This window comes from Algoriphagus faecimaris, from assembly GCF_900101705.1.
GTDB lineage: Bacteria > Bacteroidota > Bacteroidia > Cytophagales > Cyclobacteriaceae > Algoriphagus > Algoriphagus faecimaris.
Genome location: NZ_FNAC01000053.1, coordinates 1 through 20809, shown reverse-complemented (window position 1 = coordinate 20809; position 20809 = coordinate 1). Strand labels below are relative to the sequence as shown.

Sequence of the window (20809 nt, the reverse complement as noted above, 5' to 3'; positions counted from 1 at the left end):
GAAAACCGCACAGCATTTAATCAAGGATTACATTGATTCAAACGCTGTGCTTCAAACAGATAAAAGTACCACCTTCTCAGACCTGAGTGATTGTATTGATGTTCATGTCAGAGAAATCTCTGGTACACAAGAAGGCAATTTTAACCTCAAATGGGTTCATATTGCCATCAGTAACTTAAAGAAACACCTGCAGACATACCATATGATCAGCGAACGAATGATGCAGAACTATCTGGATGAGTTTTGTTACAAGCTAAACAGAAGATACTTCGGTCAAAAACTCTTTGACAGACTCATTATTGCTTCAATTTACCCATACTGGCATGATTGCGGATAATCATATAAGAAACTCACTCAAATCATCATTACAAATAGCTCTTTATCATGCTTTTAATTCTCTTTTTGTTTTGTTGCTGAAGCAGACTTGGATACAAATTGAAAATGATATTCAAAACCAAAAGAACGAAGCCAAACTCATATTTTCCTACTAGGAAAGAACCAATTGAAATAAAGAATACGCCGACAAAACCAATTAAATGACTGATTTCAGCCGAGATCATTTCTTTATATAATTCTTTCAACTCTGCCAAATCTGGCTTTCCGTCAATCCTCAACTTTGGATTGAATTTGTTCCAAAACGTTTTCGATACCAAGAACTTCATAACCCCAACTCCAATGCTTTGATTGATTCGGTCATTTTTGATGAAGACAAAGTCGCTTAATTGATGATAAAAACTTATGTTTTTGATCCTTTCATTGACTAAAAAGCCTACTATCATCGAGGTAAATATGATGGAAATCGATAAGAAAAAATGAAAGAGCATACTCATGATAAATGGCTTGGACAAAGAATTTTAAATGTAGACTTTAAACCCAATACTGATTTCTGCAATAAGAAATTGATAGAGTCAATTAAAAAAGGCAGCCTATTTCCAGACTGCCTTTTCGGTTTTATAGATTTGAGCGGATTAAGCTAGATCAAATCGATCCAGATTCATCACTTTGTTCCAAGCTTTGATAAAATCTTTGACAAACTTCTCTTTTCCATCTTCGCAACCATACACTTCTGCAATGGCTCTTAGTTCAGTGTTAGAACCGAAAATCAAATCAGCACGAGTACCGGTCCACTTAGGCTCACCTGTATTGCGATCACTTCCTACGAATACATTGTTTGTATCATTGGTAGCTCTCCAGGTAGTACTCAAGTCGAGTACGTTTACAAAGAAATCGTTGGTCAGCTTACCAGGCGTGGCAGTGAATACACCATGCTTAGATCCGTCCCAGTTAGCACCTAGTACTCTCATACCCCCGACCAAAGCGGTCATTTCCGGAGTAGTCAAAGTCATCAATTGCGCTTTGTCTACCAGCATTTCCTCAGCTTTCACTGGACATACTTTGCTCATGTAGTTTCTAAAGCCGTCAGCTCTTGGCTCCAAGAATCCCCAAGAATCCACTTCAGTATCTTCTTGAGAAGCGTCCATTCTACCTGGGGTAAATGGCACCTCAATTTCAAATCCGGCATCTTTTGCAGATTTTTCTACTGCTGCACAACCTCCCAGCACGATCAAATCGGCCATGGAGATTTTCTTACCTTCAGACGCAGTAGAGTTAAACTCTTCTTGGATGCTAGTCAAGGTACCCAATACTTTCTCAAGTTGAGCGGGGTTATTTACTTCCCAATTCTTGCAAGGCTCTAGTCTGATATGTGCACCATTTGCACCACCTCGCTTATCAGAGTTACGATAAGTGGCAGCAGATGCCCAGGCAGTGCCGACTAATTCAGCTACTGAAAGACCTGATGCCAAAATATTGGCTTTCAGTCCAGCAATATCTTTAGAGTCTACCAATTTATGATTCACAGCTGGAATAGGATCTTGCCAGATTAAATCTTCGGCGGGCACTTCAGGTCCCAGATAGAGAGACTTAGGCCCCATATCTCTGTGAGTCAATTTAAACCAGGCTTTAGCAAATGCATCAGCAAATTCCTCTGGATTTTCGTAGAAGTGTCTGGAAACTTTTTCGTACGCAGGATCTACTCTGAGCGCTATATCAGTTGTCAACATAAATGGAGCGTGAGTGACGTTCGGGTCATGTGCGTCAGGCACAGTTCCTGCACCTCCACCATTCACTGGTCTCCACTGATGAGCACCTGCCGGGCTTTTGTATAGTTCCCACTCGAAACCGAAAAGATTCTCAAAGTAATTGTTGCTCCATTGGGTAGGGGTAGTCGTCCAAGCACCTTCCAATCCTGAAGTAATGGTATGCTCGGAGTGACCCTTTCCATAGGTGTTTTTCCAGCCCTGACTCATCTCTTCTATAGAAGCACCCGCTGGCTCGCGACCTACGTATTTGCTTGGGTCAGCGGCACCGTGAGTTTTGCCAAACGTATGTCCACCTGCTATCAGCGCTACAGTTTCGTAGTCATTCATCGCCATTCGGCCAAAAGTCTCACGAATATCTTTCGCTGCTGCCAAGGGGTCAGGCTTTCCATTAGGTCCTTCTGGATTTACATAGATCAATCCCATCTGAACTGCTCCAAGTGGATTCTCCAGCTCTCTATCTCCTGTGTATCGCTTGTCGCCAAGCCACTCAGTTTCTGAACCCCAGTAAACATCCTCCTCAGGCTCCCATACGTCCTCTCGACCACCGCCGAATCCGTAAGTAGGAAGTCCCATTGATTCCAGAGCTACGTTACCGGACAAGATCATTAAATCAGCCCAAGATAATTTTCGTCCATACTTTTGTTTTACTGGCCAAAGTAAAAGTCTTGCCTTGTCTAGGTTAGCATTATCAGGCCAGCTATTGAGAGGCGCAAATCGCTGCGTACCTGTACCTCCTCCACCTCTACCGTCAGTTACACGATAAGTACCTGCTGAATGCCAAGCCATACGGATGATAAAAGGACCGTAGTGCCCATAATCTGCAGGCCACCAATCTTGAGAAGTAGTGAGTACCTTTTCAATGTCTGCCTTCACTTGCTTCAAGTCTAGAGACTTGAACTCTTCAGAATAATTGAAGTCTTCTCCCATAGGATTTGACTTAGAAGAGTGTTGTCTCAAAATATTAAGCTGTAATTGGTTAGGCCACCAATCGCGATTGCTAGTGCCTCCACCAGCTACATGCTTCATCTCACCATTGTGAAACGGACATTTGCTGATATCGCCACCGCCATTTGCGTGACCACCATTCACATCATAGCTTCTTGGCCCATTTGGGTTTAAATCTTTGTCTGACATAGTGATTATTATTTTTGTTTAAAATTTGTGCTTCAAATCGAATTACAAGTTACGATAATTTTTAATGATAAAAACAAAAATTCAATAGATAAAAACTATCGTTCTTTTATCCTCTTTCAGATCATTAAAATACCACAAATCCAAGAAAAAGAAAAGCTGATATTTCTCAGAAACCTACCTTTAATTGCATGAAAAAAGGTGTTTCTAAGAAATACTAGGATTGGGAAAAACTTCTACTCTTCACATTTTCATATACGACGGAGCTCCCATTTCTTCCTGAAAGGGGCTAAAATGTCCACCTATTCCTGTTTTTAAGAATTTTTAAAGATATTAAGCCTTTCAAACCCAATTTATCCTATTCATTTATGCTGCTCGTTTTTTCCATTCTAGCCATTTTGGCCTTGATCCTTTTGGCTATAATCAAATACGATATTCATCCCTTTTTAGCGCTTTTTGTAGGAGCTGTACTTTATGGGTTGCTTGCGGGAATGAGCCCACAAATGGTTCTTCAATCAATCACAGATGGATTTGGAGGAGTGCTAGGTTCGGTTGGGCTTTTGATTCTCTTTGGGGTGATACTAGGTACTTTTCTTGAAAAAACCGGAGGTGCCATTGTGATTGCCGAACGGATCTTGACTTGGATTGGTAAAAAATCCATTAACCTCACTATGATGCTGGGCGGCTATGTCTTATCAATTCCAGTTTTTGGAGATTCGACAATTATTATGATGAACCCAATAGCAAAGTCTCTCGCAAGCAAAGCTAATCGGTCTTATGCCGCCTCCATCGTGGCACTTTCACTCGGAGCAATGTGCAGTCATTCCTTGGTTCCTCCCACTCCAGGGCCTATTGCAACTGCTGGAATCCTCGGTGCCGATCTAGCCATGGTGATCTTCTGGGGCGTTTTGGTTTCTTTATTGACATTGATCCCCGCCTATTTTTTTGTCAATCGATTCGTTTCAAAAATAAAATTAAAAGCCACATTGGATTTGGAAGAGGAGAAAGTTGATTCTAAGCAATTTCCATCCGTCATCCATTCATTTCTACCCATTATCATCCCATTACTTTTAATCATTTTAGCCTCTTTCGCCAATTATCCATCGGCGCCTTTAGGCACTGGCAATTTTCAGAAAGTAATTTTATTCCTAGGTTCACCGATTCTAGCACTTCTCATTGGAGCGGTTTTATCATTTACCCTACCCAAAAAATTTGATCGTAGGATGCTTTCTGCCTCAGGCTGGTTAGGGGAGGCTTTAAAATTAGCAGCGCCAGTCATCTTCATTACTGGGGCTGGTGGAGTTTTTGGAAAAATGCTTCAAAACTCCGGCATAGGTGACTTGGTCGGAAATGAGTTAAGCAATGCCAATTGGGGTATATTTTTACCCTTTCTCATTGCTTTTGCCCTGAAAACAGCCCAAGGATCTACCACAGTAGCCATGATCACTACCGCTTCTATCATTGCGCCTTTGCTATCCCCACTGGGTCTAGATACGGCTAACCTTACGGTTTTCGCCGTTTTGGCAATTGGCGCAGGTTCTTTAGGGATTTCACATGCCAATGATAGTGCCTACTGGGTCGTCACCCAACTTTCCGGAATGACTATTCGTCAAGGAAACAAATCCCACAGTCTCGGGACCTTGATTATGGGATGGTCAGCCATGGTTTTCATTTTTATTTTGACTTTGATTTTCCCATAAAAAACCCAAATAACCTATTCCTCATCTTCTTTCTTGGAATTTGTGGGAAATCACCTTTAGAATTTCATTCTATCCGTTAAAATTATTATGCGGCAAAGCATGGTATTTCTTATGGTACTCTTTAAATATTTTTCCAATTTTGAATTGAATCCCAGCAAATTTTGCATTGAAGAGAAAGATTTTAGGCATCGTATTCTTATTGGCATTGACAGCACCCCTGCTGCTCATGTTTTTGGTGCTGAAATCTCAACTATTGGAAGTTCGTCAATCCGTAGAGGAAAAATTCGAACGGGGTTTCGAAAAAGACCGGATTTTAACTTTTGAGTTTACTCCAGCAGAAATCAAGGAAAAACTTCGCTGGGAGCACGATCGGGAGTTTGAGTATGAAGGCCAAATGTATGATGTCCTAGATCGATCCGAAATCGATGATCTAATTTATCTCACTGTCTATGCAGATCATGAAGAAACTGAATTGAAGCTCAAACTAGCCAAACTCTTGGAAGGTGATCTCGAGCAGAATAAAGAGAAAAACAGCAGAAGGTCAGATTTTCATTATACTCTTTTCCAGTCCAATAGTCAAAGCTGGGTTCTAAACCCAACCTTCCAACATCTTGGAAAACCAATCGCCTTGCCCGAGGATTTTTTCGATCTACCTATGAAATCACCTACAAGCCCTCCACCCGAACCACACAGATGAACCAATTTAACAGTCGCTTTTTCGAGTAATCGGGAAAGCTTTGACTGCTTATACCCTATTCAATTGGATTTATCTTGAACTATAAGATGAAAATATTATTTCTGTTGGCTTTTTTGCTGGCAAGTTCATTGTATTCTTTTGCCCAAACGCTAGAGGTCAGAGACCATAAAACAGGCACTCCGCTGAGGCAAGTGACGTTGATCAGTGAGAGTCCAAAAGCTATTGCACTCAGCGATAGTCGTGGGCTGGTGGACTTAAAACCCTTTTACAATTCACCTAAAATACTCATCAGCCTAATTGGCTATGAAACACTCTACCTTTCCTTTGAAGATTTAGAGGATAAGGGTTTTTTACTCCTTTTAAAATCGGATAACCTTAAGCTGAGTGAAGTAGTCATCTCTGGTACCAAATGGACAAAAGAATCTGCGAATCTACCCATCAAGATCAGTTCGATCTCCTCTGAAACAACCGAATTCCAAAACCCACAAACTGCTGCTGACCTTTTGGGGCTTTCGGGCAAAGTTTATGTGCAAAAAAGTCAGCAAGGCGGAGGAAGCCCAATGATCAGAGGCTTTGCCACCAATCGGCTACTTTATATGGTGGACGGAGTACGAATGAACTCTGCAATTTTCCGAGGAGGCAATATTCAAAATGTGATCAATTTGGACCCCTTTGCCATAGAGCAGACTGAAGTGCTTTTTGGACCGGGGTCGGTAATTTATGGAAGTGACGCTATCGGTGGAGTGATGAGTTTTCAAACAATTAAACCAGAATTGTCCGCCGAAGAGGATTTTATAGTCTCCGGCAAAGTCAACAGTCGTTTTTCATCTGCCAATGAGGAAAAAACTATTCATGCAGATCTGAATTTAGGTGGGAAAAAGTGGGCCTCAGTGACCAGCTTTTCACATTGGGATTATGATCACTTGCGTCAGGGAAGTAATGGACCAGAGGACTATCTCAGACCGTTTTTTGTCAAGAGAATTGATGGTAAGGATAAAGTAGTCGCTCAAGAAAGTCCCAGCTTGAAACAAATCCCATCCGCCTATTCACAATATAATTTGATGCAAAAAATCCGATTCCGAGCAAGCGAAAGATGGGATCTTGAATACGGTTTTCATCGCTCAGAGACCTCACCCTTTGGAAGGTATGACAGACACAATCGCAATCGGAATGGAGCGCCACGGTATGCAGAGTGGAACTATGGGCCTCAAATTTGGCAGATGAACCTATTAGCCCTCACGCATACTTCAAACCGTGGTATTTTCGATCAAATGAGTTTGAAACTATCCCATCAGCTTTTTGGAGAAAGCCGAATTGATAGAGATCTAAACAGCCCGATTAGAAATCGGCAAGCTGAAAAAATAAATGCATTAGGGCTTAATTGGGATTTTCAGAAAATGATCGACGAAAAAAACACGCTGAGCTATGGCTTCGAGTGGGTAGAAAACAAAGTAAACTCAAGTGGAAAAATAGAGCAAATCGAAACCGGGCAAAAAGAAGAAGGGCCCTCCCGATATCCTCAGGCAGACTGGACTTCTTGGGGGATCTATCTCAATGAGGAGCTAAGGGTAAACGAAACTACCAATCTTCAGGCAGGTCTGCGATACAGTCGCTACCAAATCTCTGCAATTTTCTCGGATAAGTTTTACCCCCTACCTTTTACTGATGCTGCATTCAATCAGGGAGCAGTCACCGGTAGCTTGGGTGTATCTCTAAGACCTAGAGAAGACTGGGTCATTCAAGCCAACCTTGGCACTGCTTTCCGGTCTCCTAATGTGGACGATATGGGAAAAATATTTGACTCAGAACCCGGAGCAGTCACTGTACCCAACCCACAGCTGAGAGCAGAGTATGCCTACAATTTAGATTTTGGTTTTGCTAAGCGATGGGGTGATTTTGCCAAAGTAGACCTTGCTGCTTATTCCACTTTATTGGATAGAGCATTGGTCAGAAGAGATTTTAACCTAAACGGTCTGGATAGTATCTTCTATCAGGGTGAATTAAGTAAAGTCCAAGCTATCCAAAATGCAGCCCAAGCACGGGTAATGGGACTTCAGTTTGGACTAGAGTTGCAATTTTCCCCTTTGCTGTCTTTCTCTACTGACTTGAATCTACAACGGGGTGAAGAGGAAATGGATAATGGAGAAATTAGCCCATCAAGGCATGCTGCACCTTTCTTTGGAGTAAGTAGGCTTCACTTTAAATCCAAACAATTCCAAGCTCAGATATATATTGATTTTCAGGGAGAAAGAAGTTTTGAGCAACTGGCCTTTGAAGAGAGAGAAAAAGATGAGATTTACGCTAAAGATTTTAATGGAAATAATTACGCGCCTGCCTGGTACACTGCCAATTTAAAAATCAGTTACTTATGGTTTAAGCAACTTCATACTGTATTTGGGATTGAAAACTTAAGCGATCAGCGCTACAGACCTTATAGCTCAGGAATCTCCGGTCCAGGAAGAAATGTGATTTTGTCAGTGAGTTACCAGTTTTAATAAAGCCCCTGTGGTAGATGAGTGAAAAAATCTTAACTTCCACCAATTCACTTCATGCTTTACGTTTACAGAAGATTGAAAACAGTTTACATTTCGTGTTTAGGCTCTTTTTTAAAAAAATTCCGTGTGACGTATGGGCAGTAGTACCGATTTTAAAGAATTTTTAAGCACCCCAGTAGCATCAGGCATAGACTCGGCTGAAGTCTCAAAACGACAAGAGCTCTTCGGTAAAAACACGCTAAAGGAGAAAAAGAAAAAACCTGCTTGGAAGCAATTTTTAGCTCAATTCCAAGATTTCATGATCGCTATTCTTTTAAGTGCGGCATTAATTTCGGGCCTAGCAGGTGATTTGACAGATAGTATCATTATTTTGATCATCGTCATCCTCAATGCGGTGATGGGTTTTGTACAGGAATATCGGGCAGAGAAGGCCTTGGAATCACTCAAAAAAATGAGCGAAGTCCAAAGCACTGTTCGTCGTGAAGGAAAAGAGATTCAAATTCCTTCTTCAGAATTAGTACCTGGAGACATTATCTTATTGGAAGCAGGCAATATGATTCCAGCGGATATCCAACTTCTAGAGGCCTTTGCTGTCAAGGTAGATGAAGCTTCTCTAACGGGAGAATCCATCCCGGTGGAAAAACAAGCTAATGCCGAAATAAGCAGCAAATCTGACATCAACAGCCCTTTTCAGATTTTCAAAGGTACCGTCATTACAAATGGACGGGCCACAGGAATAGTCCTACGTACAGGTATGGATACCCAGCTTGGAAAAATTGCAGATTTGCTCCAAGAAGATCGTCCTGAGACACCTTTGCAAAACCGAATGAAAAAATTCAGCAAGGTGATTTCCTACCTTATTTTACTAATCTGTTTGATTTTGTTTGGGATGGGGATTCTCAGAGGCGAAGACCCTATTCCCCTACTTCTGGTCACGGTGAGTTTGGCCGTAGCGGCGATTCCTGAAGCCCTTCCCGCTTTGATTACCATCGCGCTCTCTCTTGGAGCGGCTAGATTAGCCAAAAAAGAATCGCTCATCAGAAAACTTCCAGCCGTAGAGAGCCTGGGATCCATCACCTATATCTGCACGGATAAAACCGGTACGTTGACTAAAAATCAAATGACTGTAGTCCGGCAAAAGGATTCAAAACTTCCCGATTTCGTAAAGGGCCATCGAAATCTACACTTGGCCATGGCTCTTAACCATGATATTAAGACTGGAGAAAATGGAAATTTAATAGGTGAAGCAACCGAATTGGCCTTAGTTCAGCAAATAGTCAATGAATTTGGTAAAGAAGACTTAGAAAAAATTCAAAAAGACTTCCCTCGCATCGGAGAAATCCCCTTTGACTCAGACCGAAAGCGAATGAGCACCTTTCATCAAGTAGGAGATCGAGTAGTGATTCTATGTAAAGGTGCCACCGAGGCCATTGTACAGATCTTGGAAAAGGGAGATTTGGAAAAAGAGATCGTCGCCACTTCTAAGCAGTGGGCCGCCGAGGGAGAGCGCGTATTGGCTTTCGCCGGAAAAGTCATCGATCAACTACCCGATGAATCCCAATGGGATCAATTGGAACAAGGCCTTAAGTATTTTGGGTTAGTCGGAATGATTGATCCACCTCGAGAAGAAGTCGCCCAAGCCATTCAAGAGTGTAGATCGGCGGGTATTAAACCGGTGATGATTACCGGCGATCATCCAGAAACAGCAAAAGCAATCGCAAAGGAAGTGGGAATCTTCCAAGAAAAAGACTTGGTCCTGACTGGAAAAGAACTGCTTGAACTTTCTGATAAAGAATTTGAAAATCAAATCGCGCAAACTTCAGTCTACGCCCGAGTGGCACCGGATCAAAAACTAAGGATTGTCAAAACTTTACAAAAGAAAGGCCACTACGTTGCCATGACAGGCGATGGCGTCAATGATGCACCATCCTTGCGGGCCAGTACCATAGGAGTAGCCATGGGGATCACAGGGACGGATGTGAGCAAAGAAGCCGCTCATATGATTTTATTGGATGATAATTTTGCGACCATCGTACGGGCTATACGAGAGGGTAGACGGATATTTGATAATATCCGGAAGTTTATCAAGTATATCATGACTTGTAATGGCGCCGAAATCTGGACCATCGCAATGGCTCCTCTATTAGGATTACCCATACCTCTGCTCCCAATTCATATTCTCTGGATCAATTTGGTAACTGATGGAGTACCCGCTTTGGCTTTGGCTGGAGAGCGCGAAGAAAAAGACCTGATGAGCAGGCCGCCCCGACCACCCAAACAAAGCCTTTTTGCTGACGGTGTTGGGATACATATCATTTGGGTTGGGATTCTCATGGCTGCTGTCACGCTTTTTACTCAGTATTGGGCGATCCGAAATGGTTGGCATTGGCAGACGATGGTGTTTACAGTGTTGGCCTTCTCACAATTGGGACATGTCATGGCTGTTCGGAGCGAGAAAACCTTTTTATTCCGACAGGGGCTATTTAGCAACCTCCCTCTTGTAATCTCAGTTTTTGTAACCTTACTACTGCAACTGTTGGTGATATATTTACCGTTTTTCAATGAGCTCTTCCACACTGAAGCTTTAGATTTGCTGGAATTAAGCTATTGTGCGGGTATGGGCTTGGTAGTTTTCCATGCCGTGGAATTCGAAAAGTGGATCAAAATGCTCAGACGCAAACCATCAAAAATTGATTAGAATCTTTACTCAATCTGCTTATCTTCCAATTCTCAAAAAACCATCAAAGAACTTAGCTCGTGTCAAAACCTATTTCGACTGAAGAAAAAGCAGAGAAATTACCTAGAAACCTAGGACTTTGGGGAGTATGGATGCTAGTCGTCAACGGATTGATTGGGGCAGGTATTTTTGGTCTTCCCTCAGGGGCGTTCGCACTCGCGGGAGAATACAGTGTTTGGATTTATGCTTTCTGCGCTTTGCTGATGTTGCCAGTAATTTTAAGCTTTGCAGAGTTGGGAAGCTATTTTCGGGGTACAGGTGGACCGATCAAATACGGGACCTTGGCCTTTGGAGGCTTTGTGGGATTCCAGGGAGGATGGCTTTATTATCTCGCTAGACTCATTTCCTTCGCAGCCAATACAGTTTTGCTGACCGACAGCATCGCTTACTTCATCCCCGCAGCAGCAGGAGGAAGCGAAAGACTCCTTTCGGTTTTTCTCACCATTTTATTATTGAGTTTGGTGAATACACTAGGATCAAGCCAATCCATCAAATCCATGACTTTATTTACCGTGATCAAATTTGGAGTATTGATCGGTTTGGTTTTTGGAGGAATATTGATGCTGGGAGAGGCTGTATTGCCTAGTTTTGATGAAGCCATTCCTCCTGGATCAGATTTGGGGGCAGCTGCACTTTTATTGATCTATGCATTTGTAGGATTCGAAGGCGCAATCGTGCCTGCGGGAGAAGCAAAAAGACCAGAAAGAGATATGCCTTTGGGCTTAATTTTAGGCTTGGTCATCGTCGTGGTGCTTTACATGCTGATTCAGTTGGTGACCATGGCTGCAGTTCCTAATTTAGGCGATTCCAATACCCCTCTTTTGGATGCCTCTTCAGCTCTTTTTGGCGAGGTTGGAGCCTATATCTTGATGATTGGCGTGGCCACTTCTGTCATTGCTAACTTGATCAGCTCCATGTTTTCGGCCACGCGGGTGACCTATGCGATGGCCTTAGAAAACTCTCTTCCGGCTTGGTTTGGACAGGTTCATTCCAAATTTCTCACACCCGCCAATTCGGTTATTTTCTTTGGAATCGCAGCTTTTGGCTTAGCCGCGATGGGCTCTTTCCGGGTTTTGGCCGCTATGACCGTGCTATCTCGATTATTTTTATTTATCATGACTTGCGCTGCTGTACCCGTTTTGCGGCCAAGATTTCGTGGAGCGGGTAGATTTATCCTCAAGGGAGGTTACATCATCCCCATGCTAGGGATTGTCTCTTGTCTATGGCTGATGATCCAAGTGAGTTGGAACTCGGTATGGATGACGGCCCTTTTCATTGCGGTCGGTGGAGTGCTTTATTGGCTGGGAAAAAGACAAAGTCAGGGTTAATTCGTCCGGGCTAACCTTTCTTTATGCCCATAAATTGTACCTTTGATCATGTCCAAGAGTAAGCTTGCTATACGTACGGTTATTTTTAGCATGATTGGTAATGCTGCCTTGGCCGCAATAAAATTTCTTGCGGGCTTTTTCGGAAATTCCTTTGCCTTAATCGCTGATTCTATTGAGTCACTTCTCGATGTATTTGCCAGTATTTTGGTTCTCATTGGCTTGCGTTATGCTGCTCGTCCTGCGGATGAAAATCACCCCTATGGCCATGGAAAAGCGGAGCCCTTGATTACCTTTTTGGTGGTAGGTTTTTTGATTATCTCTGCAGCCACGATCGCTTATCAATCGATACAAAATATTCAAAGCCCTCATCCAGGCCCCAAAAATTGGACATTACTTGTCCTTGGCGCTATAATCATCTGGAAGGAAATTTCCTTTCAGTGGGTTTTGGCTAGAAGTAAAAAACTCAAATCTTCTTCACTTAAAGCCGAAGCTTGGCACCATAGAAGTGATGCTATTACCTCTGTGGCTGCATTTTTTGGGATATTGGTGGCCGTTTTTGGTGGAGAAGGCTATGAGGCAGCTGATGACTATGCTGCATTGGTGGCTGTGGGTTTTATTCTTTACAATTGCTATCGGATATTTCGCCCGGCCTTGGGAGAAGTAATGGATGAAGATAACCACGTGGAATTGACCGCTGAAATCCGAAAAATAGCCCTCACAGTTCATGGAGTTCAAGAAACAGAAAAATGCTACATCCGCAAGGCAGGCATGATTTACCATGTGGATCTACATGCACATGTCGATGGTGAACTGACGGTGCGGGAAGGACATGATATCGCTCATGACTTACAGGACACCCTTCGCAGAAATCTTCCAGAATTGGGCCATGTATTGATTCATATCGAGCCATCTGAATAAAAGCTGTCAATCCCTGTCAAAAGCAGAAAGGACTAAAAATCATAGCAGGGCTTTTTGTACTTTCATCCTATGGAAAAAATCCTGATTCATACCTATAAAAGCCCACTAGGCGAACTAATTCTGGGAGACTATCAAGGGCAGCTCTGCCTCTGTGATTGGGCTTTTCGAAAAATGCGAAACACAATTGATACAAGAATTCAAAATGCACTAAACGCTGAATTCCAAGTCGGAAACACTGAGCTAATAGAGCAAACCATTTCGCAACTCAAAGAATATTTTGAGAAAAAACGGAGCAATTTTAACCTCCCTTTACTGCTTGTAGGGAGCGAGTTTCAGCGCTCAGTTTGGCAGAAGCTAATGCAAATTCCACATGGAGAGACGAGGAGTTATTTGGGACTATCCAAAGAACTGGGAAATCCAGATGCCATTCGTGCTGTCGCCTCTGCTAATGGAGCCAATGCCATCTCCATCATCATTCCATGCCATCGGGTGATTGGTTCGGACGGAAGCTTGGTCGGCTACGCAGGTGGAATGGATGCAAAAAAAAGACTGCTAAAATTAGAAAATGCAAAGACCATTGTGAATAAAGATCAGATGGGATTGTTTTAAATAATTTTTGACAAGCATCTCATTTTTGAGACCTATTTAATTCCCTAGCAATCCAAAACACTGTTTCGCTATTTCCAGCTCTTCATTGGTAGAAATCACCAATAATTTAACATCAGAGTCCTTACCTTGAATTTCCTGTATCGCTTGCTTGCGCCCTTCATTTTTTAAAGGATCGAGCTGGATTCCTAAATATTCCATTTGCTCACAAACCAAGTGACGGGTCATCCGGTCATTTTCTCCCACGCCTCCTGTAAAAATCACCGCATCCAATCCATTCATGACCGCTGTGAAAGAGCCAATGTATTTTTTGATCCGATAAGCATAAAGCTCATAAGCCAAATGTGCTTCTTGATTTCCTTGAGAAATTTGCGCCTGAATATCCCGCATGTCGCTAAAGCCTGTCAAGCCCAGCATTCCGCTTTTCTTATTCAAAAGGGCATTCACCTCCGATAAGCTATAGCCCAACTGATTGACCAAATGAAAAATCACAGATTGATCAATATCTCCGGCCCTTGTACCCATAATCAAACCGTTCATCGGACCTAAGCCCATGCTGGTATCCATACATTTCCCATCTTGGACAGCAGCCATACTGCAACCATTTCCTAGGTGAATAGTGATCAATTTCAGATTGGACTGCTTCAAATACTCGATGGCTCGCTCTGAGACATACTTGTGGCTGGTGCCGTGGAAACCGTAATTTCGGATTCCATGCTTCTCATAAAATTCGTTGGGAATAGCCATTCGGTAAGCTACTTCGGGTTGTGTTTGATGAAACGCCGTGTCAAAAACCGCCACTTGCTTGGCCTTAGAAAAAATCTGCTCAGCTACCTCAATTCCCAAGAAGTTAGCAGGATTATGTAAAGGGGCTAAAGGAAAAAGCTCCTTAATTTTTGACTTTACCTCGGGCGAAATCAATTGGGTACTGGCAAATTTTTCTCCCCCATGGACGACGCGGTGTCCCACTACTGCTACTTGATCAGGATCAGAGATCACGCCGATTTCAGCATCAGTAAGCAACTTCGCCACCGCCTTTAACCCCTCAGAGTGATCTGCGACAGGAAACTCTTCAGAGCGTGAGACCTCACCTAGCGCTGATTTCGCTTTATAATCTACCCTGGAATTGGCCAAACCTATGCGATCCACCATTCCTGAGCAAATCACCTGCTCTTCCGGCATACTGATTAATTGATATTTGATCGAACTACTACCCGAATTAATAACAAAAACATGCATAGTCTTAATTTTCTTGAGATTGTATGGCGGTAATGACTACCGTATTGAACACATCGATGACAGTACATCCCCTACTCAGGTCATTGACCGGTTTATTGAGCCCCTGAAGCATTGGTCCGATGGCTATGGCCCCTGTCTCCCGCTGTACGGCTTTGTAGGTGTTGTTTCCGGTATTCAAGTCTGGAAAAATCAAAACACTCGCCTGCCCCGCTACTTCTGAGTGCGGAAGCTTTTGCATACCCACAATCGGATCAACTGCCGCGTCATACTGAATGGGACCTTCGATTTTGAGATCAGGTCGCCTTTCTTTGACCAACTCAGTGGCTTTTCTTACTTTTTCCACTTCCTCTCCTGCTCCTGATGACCCAGAGGAATAGGAAAGCATGGCTATTTTAGGTTCTATTCCAAACATCAACGCCGACTCTGCCGAGGAAATCGCTATATCTGCTAACTGCTCCGAACTCGGATTGGGTACAACTGCACAATCCCCAAAGACGGAAACCCGATTGGGTAAACACATAAAGAAAACCGAGGAAACGGTATTAACCCCGGGTTTGGTTTTGACAAATTGCAAAGCCGGACGAATGGTATGCTGTGTAGTATGCACTGCACCGGAGACCATCCCGTCTGCATGCCCTTTGTGTACCATCATCGTCCCAAAATAAGAGACGTCCAAAATCAAGTCTTTGGCCATGCCCAAGGTTAACCCTTTATTTTTCCTCAATTCGTAGAGTGTCGAAGCATATTCATCAAAATGAGCCGAACTGACAGGATCTTCTATTCGAATTTGATTCAGGTCCATGGACAAATTTAACTTTGCCACTAAGTTTTCGATTTCTTCTCGATTGCCCAAAAGCGTCAAGTCAACCACTTCCTGACGGATAAGCATATCAGCAGCTTTCAAAATCCGCTCATCATTTCCTTCCGGTAGGACAATATGCTTTTTATGACTTTTGGCGCGTCGAACAATTTGATATTGAAACATCCGCGGAGTAATGATGTCAGAACTGAAAGAAACAATCCGGTCAGAAAGTGCGGCCTCATCAATGTGGGTATCAAAAAGTCGGATGGCAAGGGCAATTTTCTCCTTGTCCTCGGGTGCTATCCTCGCTCTTATCTGATTGACTTTGGTGACGACCATAAATGTCCCATCCTCCACCTGCAAGACAGGGACGACCGTTTCCAGCCCTTCGATCAATTTTACAATGGAGGATTCGGGAAGCATCCCACCCGAGACGATTACTCCTGCCACTTTTCCAAAATTTCTGGAAATATTTGCTTGCAAGGAACCTACCAAAATATCTCCCCTATCGCCTGGTGTCACCACCAATGTATTATTGGATAGACGATCCAGAAAATTGTGTAGCTGCATGGCCCCCACAATTGAATGATCCACGCGATTGGTCAAAAACTGCTCTCCAAAAAGCAAATTGGCTCCCAATGATTGCATGATCTCTCCCATAGTCGGATTGCTCAACTGCTCATGTGAGGGGATGGCATTGACCAAAATACTATCCGGCAGTACAAACCTTAGGCGGCGAAGAACTTCCTCCAGCCTTCCTTCCTCCACTTTGTTGGCGATGAGTGTCAACACTTGGACTCCCCTACTCAGGTAGCTATTAGAACTGGCTACGGCCAAATCGATGATTTCAGAGGTAGTTCGTTCCGCACAGTTCAAAATAATAGCCGCAGGAATTCCCAAGTTTTTGGCAATTGTCACATTCCCGTCAAACTCCACATTGGTATTGACATCGGTAAAATCTGTTCCTTCCACGACTACAAAATCGGCATTATCCCTCAGCGCGTTAAACTTCTCGATGATGGTATCGATCAAATACGCCTCATTTCGCTTATTGATTTCTTTGAAGGCATTTTTTCGGGTGAAAGCATACATCTCCTCGTAGCTCTGCGGTAGATTAAATTGCTTAGCAAGCAGTTCCAACCGCCTATCTTTATCCCTTTTATTTCCGGTGATGATGGGCTTGAAATAGGCTAGCTTGGCTGTTTTGCCAGCCAGCATGTTCATCAGACCCAAAGCAAAAATAGATTTTCCCGAAAAGGGTTCCGTGGTCGTGAGATAAATGGCATTGGTCATAGCTGCGAGATTTGATCTAAAATTCGATGAGGCAAAAGTAGATTTACCTGTGCTAAATTTACCTGATAAAAATCAGTTGAGAGAATGAATAAGATACTATCTAATCCCGGAAATCAAAGTAATGTGCAGCTTATGGCTTTTGATCGATACTGATTTTTGTCTCCAACTCAGAAGCATCCACTTCTTTCTTTTTACTTCCCAAAAAAATCAAAAAACCAGCAGTTCCAAACATAATCAAGCTATAAATCGCTGAAGGAATCGTCATCTCAGAATTCCCAATCAAGGTAGCTGCCACAGTAATTCCAAGGGTACCATTCTGAATTCCCGATTCAATAGAAATAGTTTTTCCCTGTGTGGCACTCAGTCCGAGCAATTTGGCTGTAAAATACCCCAAGGCCAAAGTACCCAAATTTAAAGCCAGAGCTGCCGGTCCTGCCTGCACAAAAAACTCCACTATATTCGCCCGCTCCTTGGCTATCGCTGCTATAATTATTAGCACGAAAAATAAGGCCGAGAAAACCCGAAATGGTTTATCCAATCGCTTAGCTAATTCAGGCGCTTTTTTTAAAATCAACATTCCAATCGCTACAGGAATAATTGTAATCGCCAAAACAGAAATCACTGTGCCAAAGACATTAAGGGTTTGCTGCTCTCCTCCGGGGATAAAATAGGTGATCGAGAAATTAACGATCAGAGGAATGGAAATAACTGCCACAAGTGAGGAAAATGCCGTGAGTGTAATGGAAAGTGCCCCGTCTCCTTTGGCCAGATGGGTAATCAAATTCGATGTGGCGCCTCCTGGACAAGCCGCCAAAATCATGAGTCCCACCGCTAAGGTTGGCTCCAAATCAAAAACAATTGCCAAAGCAAAGGCTATGAGTGGTAGTAAAATCAATTGATTGATCAAGCCCAGAGTCACTGCTTTGGGATAAATGAATATTCGCTTGAAATCCCCTCCCTTGAGACTCAGTCCCATTCCCAACATGATCACGGCCAAAGCTAGCGGCAAAAAAAGTTCGGTCAATACGTTCGTTTCCATTGCGAATTAGGTTGATTGAAAGTGCTATTTATTTCCAGATTTTATTGGTAATCAGTTTCAGTTCAATTCTCTTTTTCTTATAAAATTCCAGCCACAAAAAAACCAATATAGGTTCCCAGAGCATTCCCCAAACTCCCCACTAGTACTCCCGGAATCAATAAGTCAGGCCGATTCAGACTTTCAGCTGCTGCTATCGCTGTGGTATTTCCTCCCACATTAGCTTGAGAGGCTACCGCAATCACATCCCAATCCATTTTCAATAAGGACCCCAATCCGAAAATCACCAATCCATGGATGGACACCAATATCCCTACAAATAAAATAAGCGTTCCCGCCAGGTCTCCCACATCGGTCAGGGCACCCACATCGCAAAGCGTACCTACGCCAGCAAGAAATAACATGATCATAAAGAAGCCCAAGGTATGTTTTCCTTTGAGCTGCTGTACCGCAGGAAACTGAGCCAGAATCAAGGCTATGGTCGTCAGTGTGATGATCTCAGGAATGGCAGGGACATAGGTCTGAACCACTTTGCTGATCACCATGGCCATAAAACCCAAGGCTAAAATAGAGGCTAAAGAGGACATGGAGATGAATTCGATAGTCGGTAATTTCTCTTGGGATTGGGCAGACTTTAGTTTTTTCCGGGGAAAAAGCTTCTGCAGATAGCGCGGCAAAATCAGCGTTGCTATAATCCACGGGGTACCGATCAGATTATCAACCACGGTGGTAGCTGCGAAAAGTGGCCCATTTTCATTTACCTCATAGCTCAAGGCAACCGCATTGAAATTAATGCTTCCCCCGATGTAGGTGCCCGTGTACATGCCTGCTACGGCGGAGGCCATTTCTCCGATAGCCACCGCAGGAGCTACCAAATACCAGGCGGTAAACACCCCGATGACCGTACCCAAAGTCCCAATCCCAAACATCAGTAAAAGAGGAATGCCGGCATTTTTTAGGCTTTTCAACTCCACCTCCAGCAAGGCAATAAAAATGCCCAAAGGTGCCAGGTAAAGAAAAACGCCATCATAAACAAGGCTACCCTCCATGGCAGATGGAATCAATCCAATATTGGCAAAAACAGCACAGATCAGAATCACCCAAATCGGTGTACCAATAGTTCGCCCCCAAGGAAAGCGTGTCAGCCAAATCGCAAAAAACACCGAAACACAGAGTGTAGCAGCAATAAAAAGCGGGTCCTGCGTAAAGTTCATCAGGGAAAATAGGGGATTTTTTTTAAAAATATTAATTACAAAAAGGGTTTGCGGTTTTTTCTTATCCAAAAATCCGATCACCCTCCCTTCTATTCAATCAGAGTCAAGTATGGATTAAAAGGCAAGGAAAGCTTGGGCTGGGTGAATTCGCCTACCCTTCATCCCGGCCCAAGGCTAAAATCTTTCACTGAAAGATTTCTTGACGCCTTGACCTACCCTAATATCCTCACCAATTTGCAATTGGCTTTATTTCTTCAACTCTTGTATCATCAGCAAATTACAAATTACGCCTAGGCAACGTCTCTTTTAAAATACAACCTAAAACTACACTCAGCTGGGGCGAGCAAAGCCCGCCTCTTTTTCAAAATGAATCTAAAATCATCTTTTTGTAGAAAGCGGGGCCACCTCCTCTACAATTATTCCCTTTTGACTAAAAATCTCTATCATATCTTTTATACTATCTTGAGTTTTTATCACTCTTAATTTATATATATTACCTGATACATACACCCAGATAATTGGAACAATTTTTAACGAATTTCTAATTGAATAATATCCAAGTCCACCCATTATCAAAAACATTAAAATCATATGTCCAAATACATTTAAAAATCTAATATTTCCATCAGACAATATAAATCCCTTCAGTGAAAGAAAGGAAAAAAAAACAAGGATTACAAACAGAGCAATGCCTATTAAAAGAATTAATATCCAATTATTAACAGCTCTACCTTTACCGATAACTACTTTATCAATATCATTATAAAAAATTTTCTTATAGGTATAATTACTCCTAATTAAATGAATTCTATCTAATGAAATTTTAAAATTAAAATCAATCAAAACATTCATAGTATCAATACTGGCTTATTTGATTCAACATTTTCTAGTGGAATGCCTGGGCCGAAATATGGTTGTCCTGGCATTGATCCATGCGGCATTATTGGGAATCTTAACCATAATATATTATCCAAATGATTTATCAAGTGACTCTTAATATAATTACCTACCCAAGATTTGCCTAAATCGGTTTGATAAAAGTATCTACCCCCGGGTAAATAATCAAACATATTAGCTTTTTCATTCATTAGATTCCAAGCATTATCAACCCAAAAAAATTGTCCTCCTCTTGTTGACATTTTATAGTATGTTTTTCCATTTTATGAGGTTCTACCCTGAATTTAATGGAATGATTACCTTTGAGCAAAAAGATGTTTACAGAGGGACTTTTCACCAAGTTGCTCCAATTGGAGGATGGTTGGTTTGTTGAATCGGTAGAAACTGATTTTAAACAAGAAGAGATCTACATTCAAATTGAGTGTGTTTTGGAGGAGTTGGAAGATGCTGAAACTGGAGAACTTTGTAGGGTTTATGATCATGCACCGGTTCGAGAATGGCGTCATTTAGACACCATGCAATATAGAACCTTTCTCAGGTGTAAGCTTCCACGAATTTTAACTTCCAGTGGTAAGGTAAAGACTGTTCAGCCCAATTGGGCTTCTGATTATGGC

The 20809-nt window shown here is 42.5% G+C and carries 16 protein-coding genes and 1 pseudogene; 9 read left to right on the top strand and 8 right to left on the bottom strand.

The window, feature by feature from the left end; genetic code table 11:
- Window positions 1–337: transposase (locus tag BLQ57_RS19050; RefSeq protein ID WP_139162818.1), on the top strand; the 337-nt coding region annotated here is incomplete at its 5' end.
- 28 nt (window positions 338–365) lie between these two features.
- On the opposite strand, the gene BLQ57_RS19045 is transcribed toward BLQ57_RS19050, so the two are convergent.
- Entirely contained in the window at window positions 366–830 is a 465-nt protein-coding gene (locus tag BLQ57_RS19045; RefSeq protein ID WP_139162817.1) for a glycosyl-4,4'-diaponeurosporenoate acyltransferase CrtO family protein, read from the bottom strand.
- 138 nt (window positions 831–968) lie between these two features.
- A complete protein-coding gene (katG, locus tag BLQ57_RS19040; RefSeq protein ID WP_087941168.1) occupies window positions 969–3236 on the bottom strand; it encodes a catalase/peroxidase HPI in 2268 nt (755 codons plus the stop codon).
- Window positions 3237–3601: 365 nt separating this feature from the next.
- Here katG and BLQ57_RS19035 point away from each other — a divergent pair, with 365 nt between their 5' ends.
- The 7 genes from BLQ57_RS19035 (at window position 3602) to BLQ57_RS19005 (ending at window position 13717) form a co-directional block, all read left to right on the top strand.
- A complete protein-coding gene (locus tag BLQ57_RS19035) occupies window positions 3602–4933 on the top strand; it encodes a GntP family permease (RefSeq protein WP_087941169.1) in 1332 nt (443 codons plus the stop codon).
- Window positions 4934–5099: 166 nt separating this feature from the next.
- Complete coding sequence (locus BLQ57_RS19030; protein ID WP_139162816.1) at window positions 5100–5630, top strand: hypothetical protein; 531 nt, start codon at window positions 5100–5102, stop codon at window positions 5628–5630.
- Between the two features lie 86 nt (window positions 5631–5716).
- Window positions 5717–8125, top strand: coding sequence for a TonB-dependent receptor plug domain-containing protein (locus tag BLQ57_RS19025; RefSeq protein WP_087941171.1), 2409 nt, complete (start codon window positions 5717–5719; stop codon window positions 8123–8125).
- A gap of 133 nt (window positions 8126–8258) precedes the next feature.
- Complete coding sequence (locus BLQ57_RS19020; RefSeq protein WP_087941172.1) at window positions 8259–10823, top strand: cation-translocating P-type ATPase; 2565 nt, start codon at window positions 8259–8261, stop codon at window positions 10821–10823.
- A 59-nt stretch (window positions 10824–10882) separates the two neighbouring features.
- Complete coding sequence (locus tag BLQ57_RS19015; protein WP_240507874.1) at window positions 10883–12190, top strand: APC family permease; 1308 nt, start codon at window positions 10883–10885, stop codon at window positions 12188–12190.
- Window positions 12191–12238: 48 nt separating this feature from the next.
- Complete coding sequence (locus BLQ57_RS19010; RefSeq protein ID WP_087941173.1) at window positions 12239–13108, top strand: cation diffusion facilitator family transporter; 870 nt, start codon at window positions 12239–12241, stop codon at window positions 13106–13108.
- 69 nt (window positions 13109–13177) lie between these two features.
- Entirely contained in the window at window positions 13178–13717 is a 540-nt protein-coding gene (locus tag BLQ57_RS19005; RefSeq protein WP_087941174.1) for a methylated-DNA--[protein]-cysteine S-methyltransferase, read from the top strand.
- A 36-nt stretch (window positions 13718–13753) separates the two neighbouring features.
- Here the strand turns inward: BLQ57_RS19005 and BLQ57_RS19000 are convergent, their stop codons facing one another.
- The 6 genes from BLQ57_RS19000 to BLQ57_RS18970 form a co-directional block, all read right to left on the bottom strand.
- A complete protein-coding gene (locus BLQ57_RS19000; protein WP_087941175.1) occupies window positions 13754–14953 on the bottom strand; it encodes an acetate/propionate family kinase in 1200 nt (399 codons plus the stop codon).
- A 4-nt stretch (window positions 14954–14957) separates the two neighbouring features.
- Window positions 14958–17048: a phosphate acetyltransferase gene (gene pta / locus BLQ57_RS18995; RefSeq protein ID WP_087941176.1), complete on the bottom strand. Its 2091-nt coding sequence runs from the start codon at window positions 17046–17048 to the stop codon at window positions 14958–14960.
- Between the two features lie 130 nt (window positions 17049–17178).
- The gene (locus BLQ57_RS18990; RefSeq protein WP_087941177.1) at window positions 17179–18087 is read right to left on the bottom strand and encodes a bile acid:sodium symporter family protein; all 909 of its coding nucleotides are present in this window, start codon (window positions 18085–18087) and stop codon (window positions 17179–17181) included.
- Between the two features lie 77 nt (window positions 18088–18164).
- Entirely contained in the window at window positions 18165–19298 is a 1134-nt protein-coding gene (locus BLQ57_RS18985; RefSeq protein WP_087941178.1) for a DUF819 family protein, read from the bottom strand.
- 378 nt (window positions 19299–19676) lie between these two features.
- Window positions 19677–20150 carry a hypothetical protein gene (locus BLQ57_RS18975; protein WP_087941180.1) on the bottom strand — a complete coding sequence of 158 codons (474 nt, stop codon included), beginning with the start codon at window positions 20148–20150 and terminating at the stop codon, window positions 19677–19679.
- The gene (locus tag BLQ57_RS18970) at window positions 20147–20437 is read right to left on the bottom strand and encodes a hypothetical protein (RefSeq protein WP_139162815.1); all 291 of its coding nucleotides are present in this window, start codon (window positions 20435–20437) and stop codon (window positions 20147–20149) included. Before BLQ57_RS18970 ends, BLQ57_RS18975 begins: the two co-directional genes overlap by 4 nt.
- Window positions 20438–20509: 72 nt before the next feature.
- Between BLQ57_RS18970 and BLQ57_RS18965 the strand changes: the two are divergent.
- Window positions 20510–20809: pseudogene (locus BLQ57_RS18965) on the top strand (transposase family protein); the annotation flags it as partial.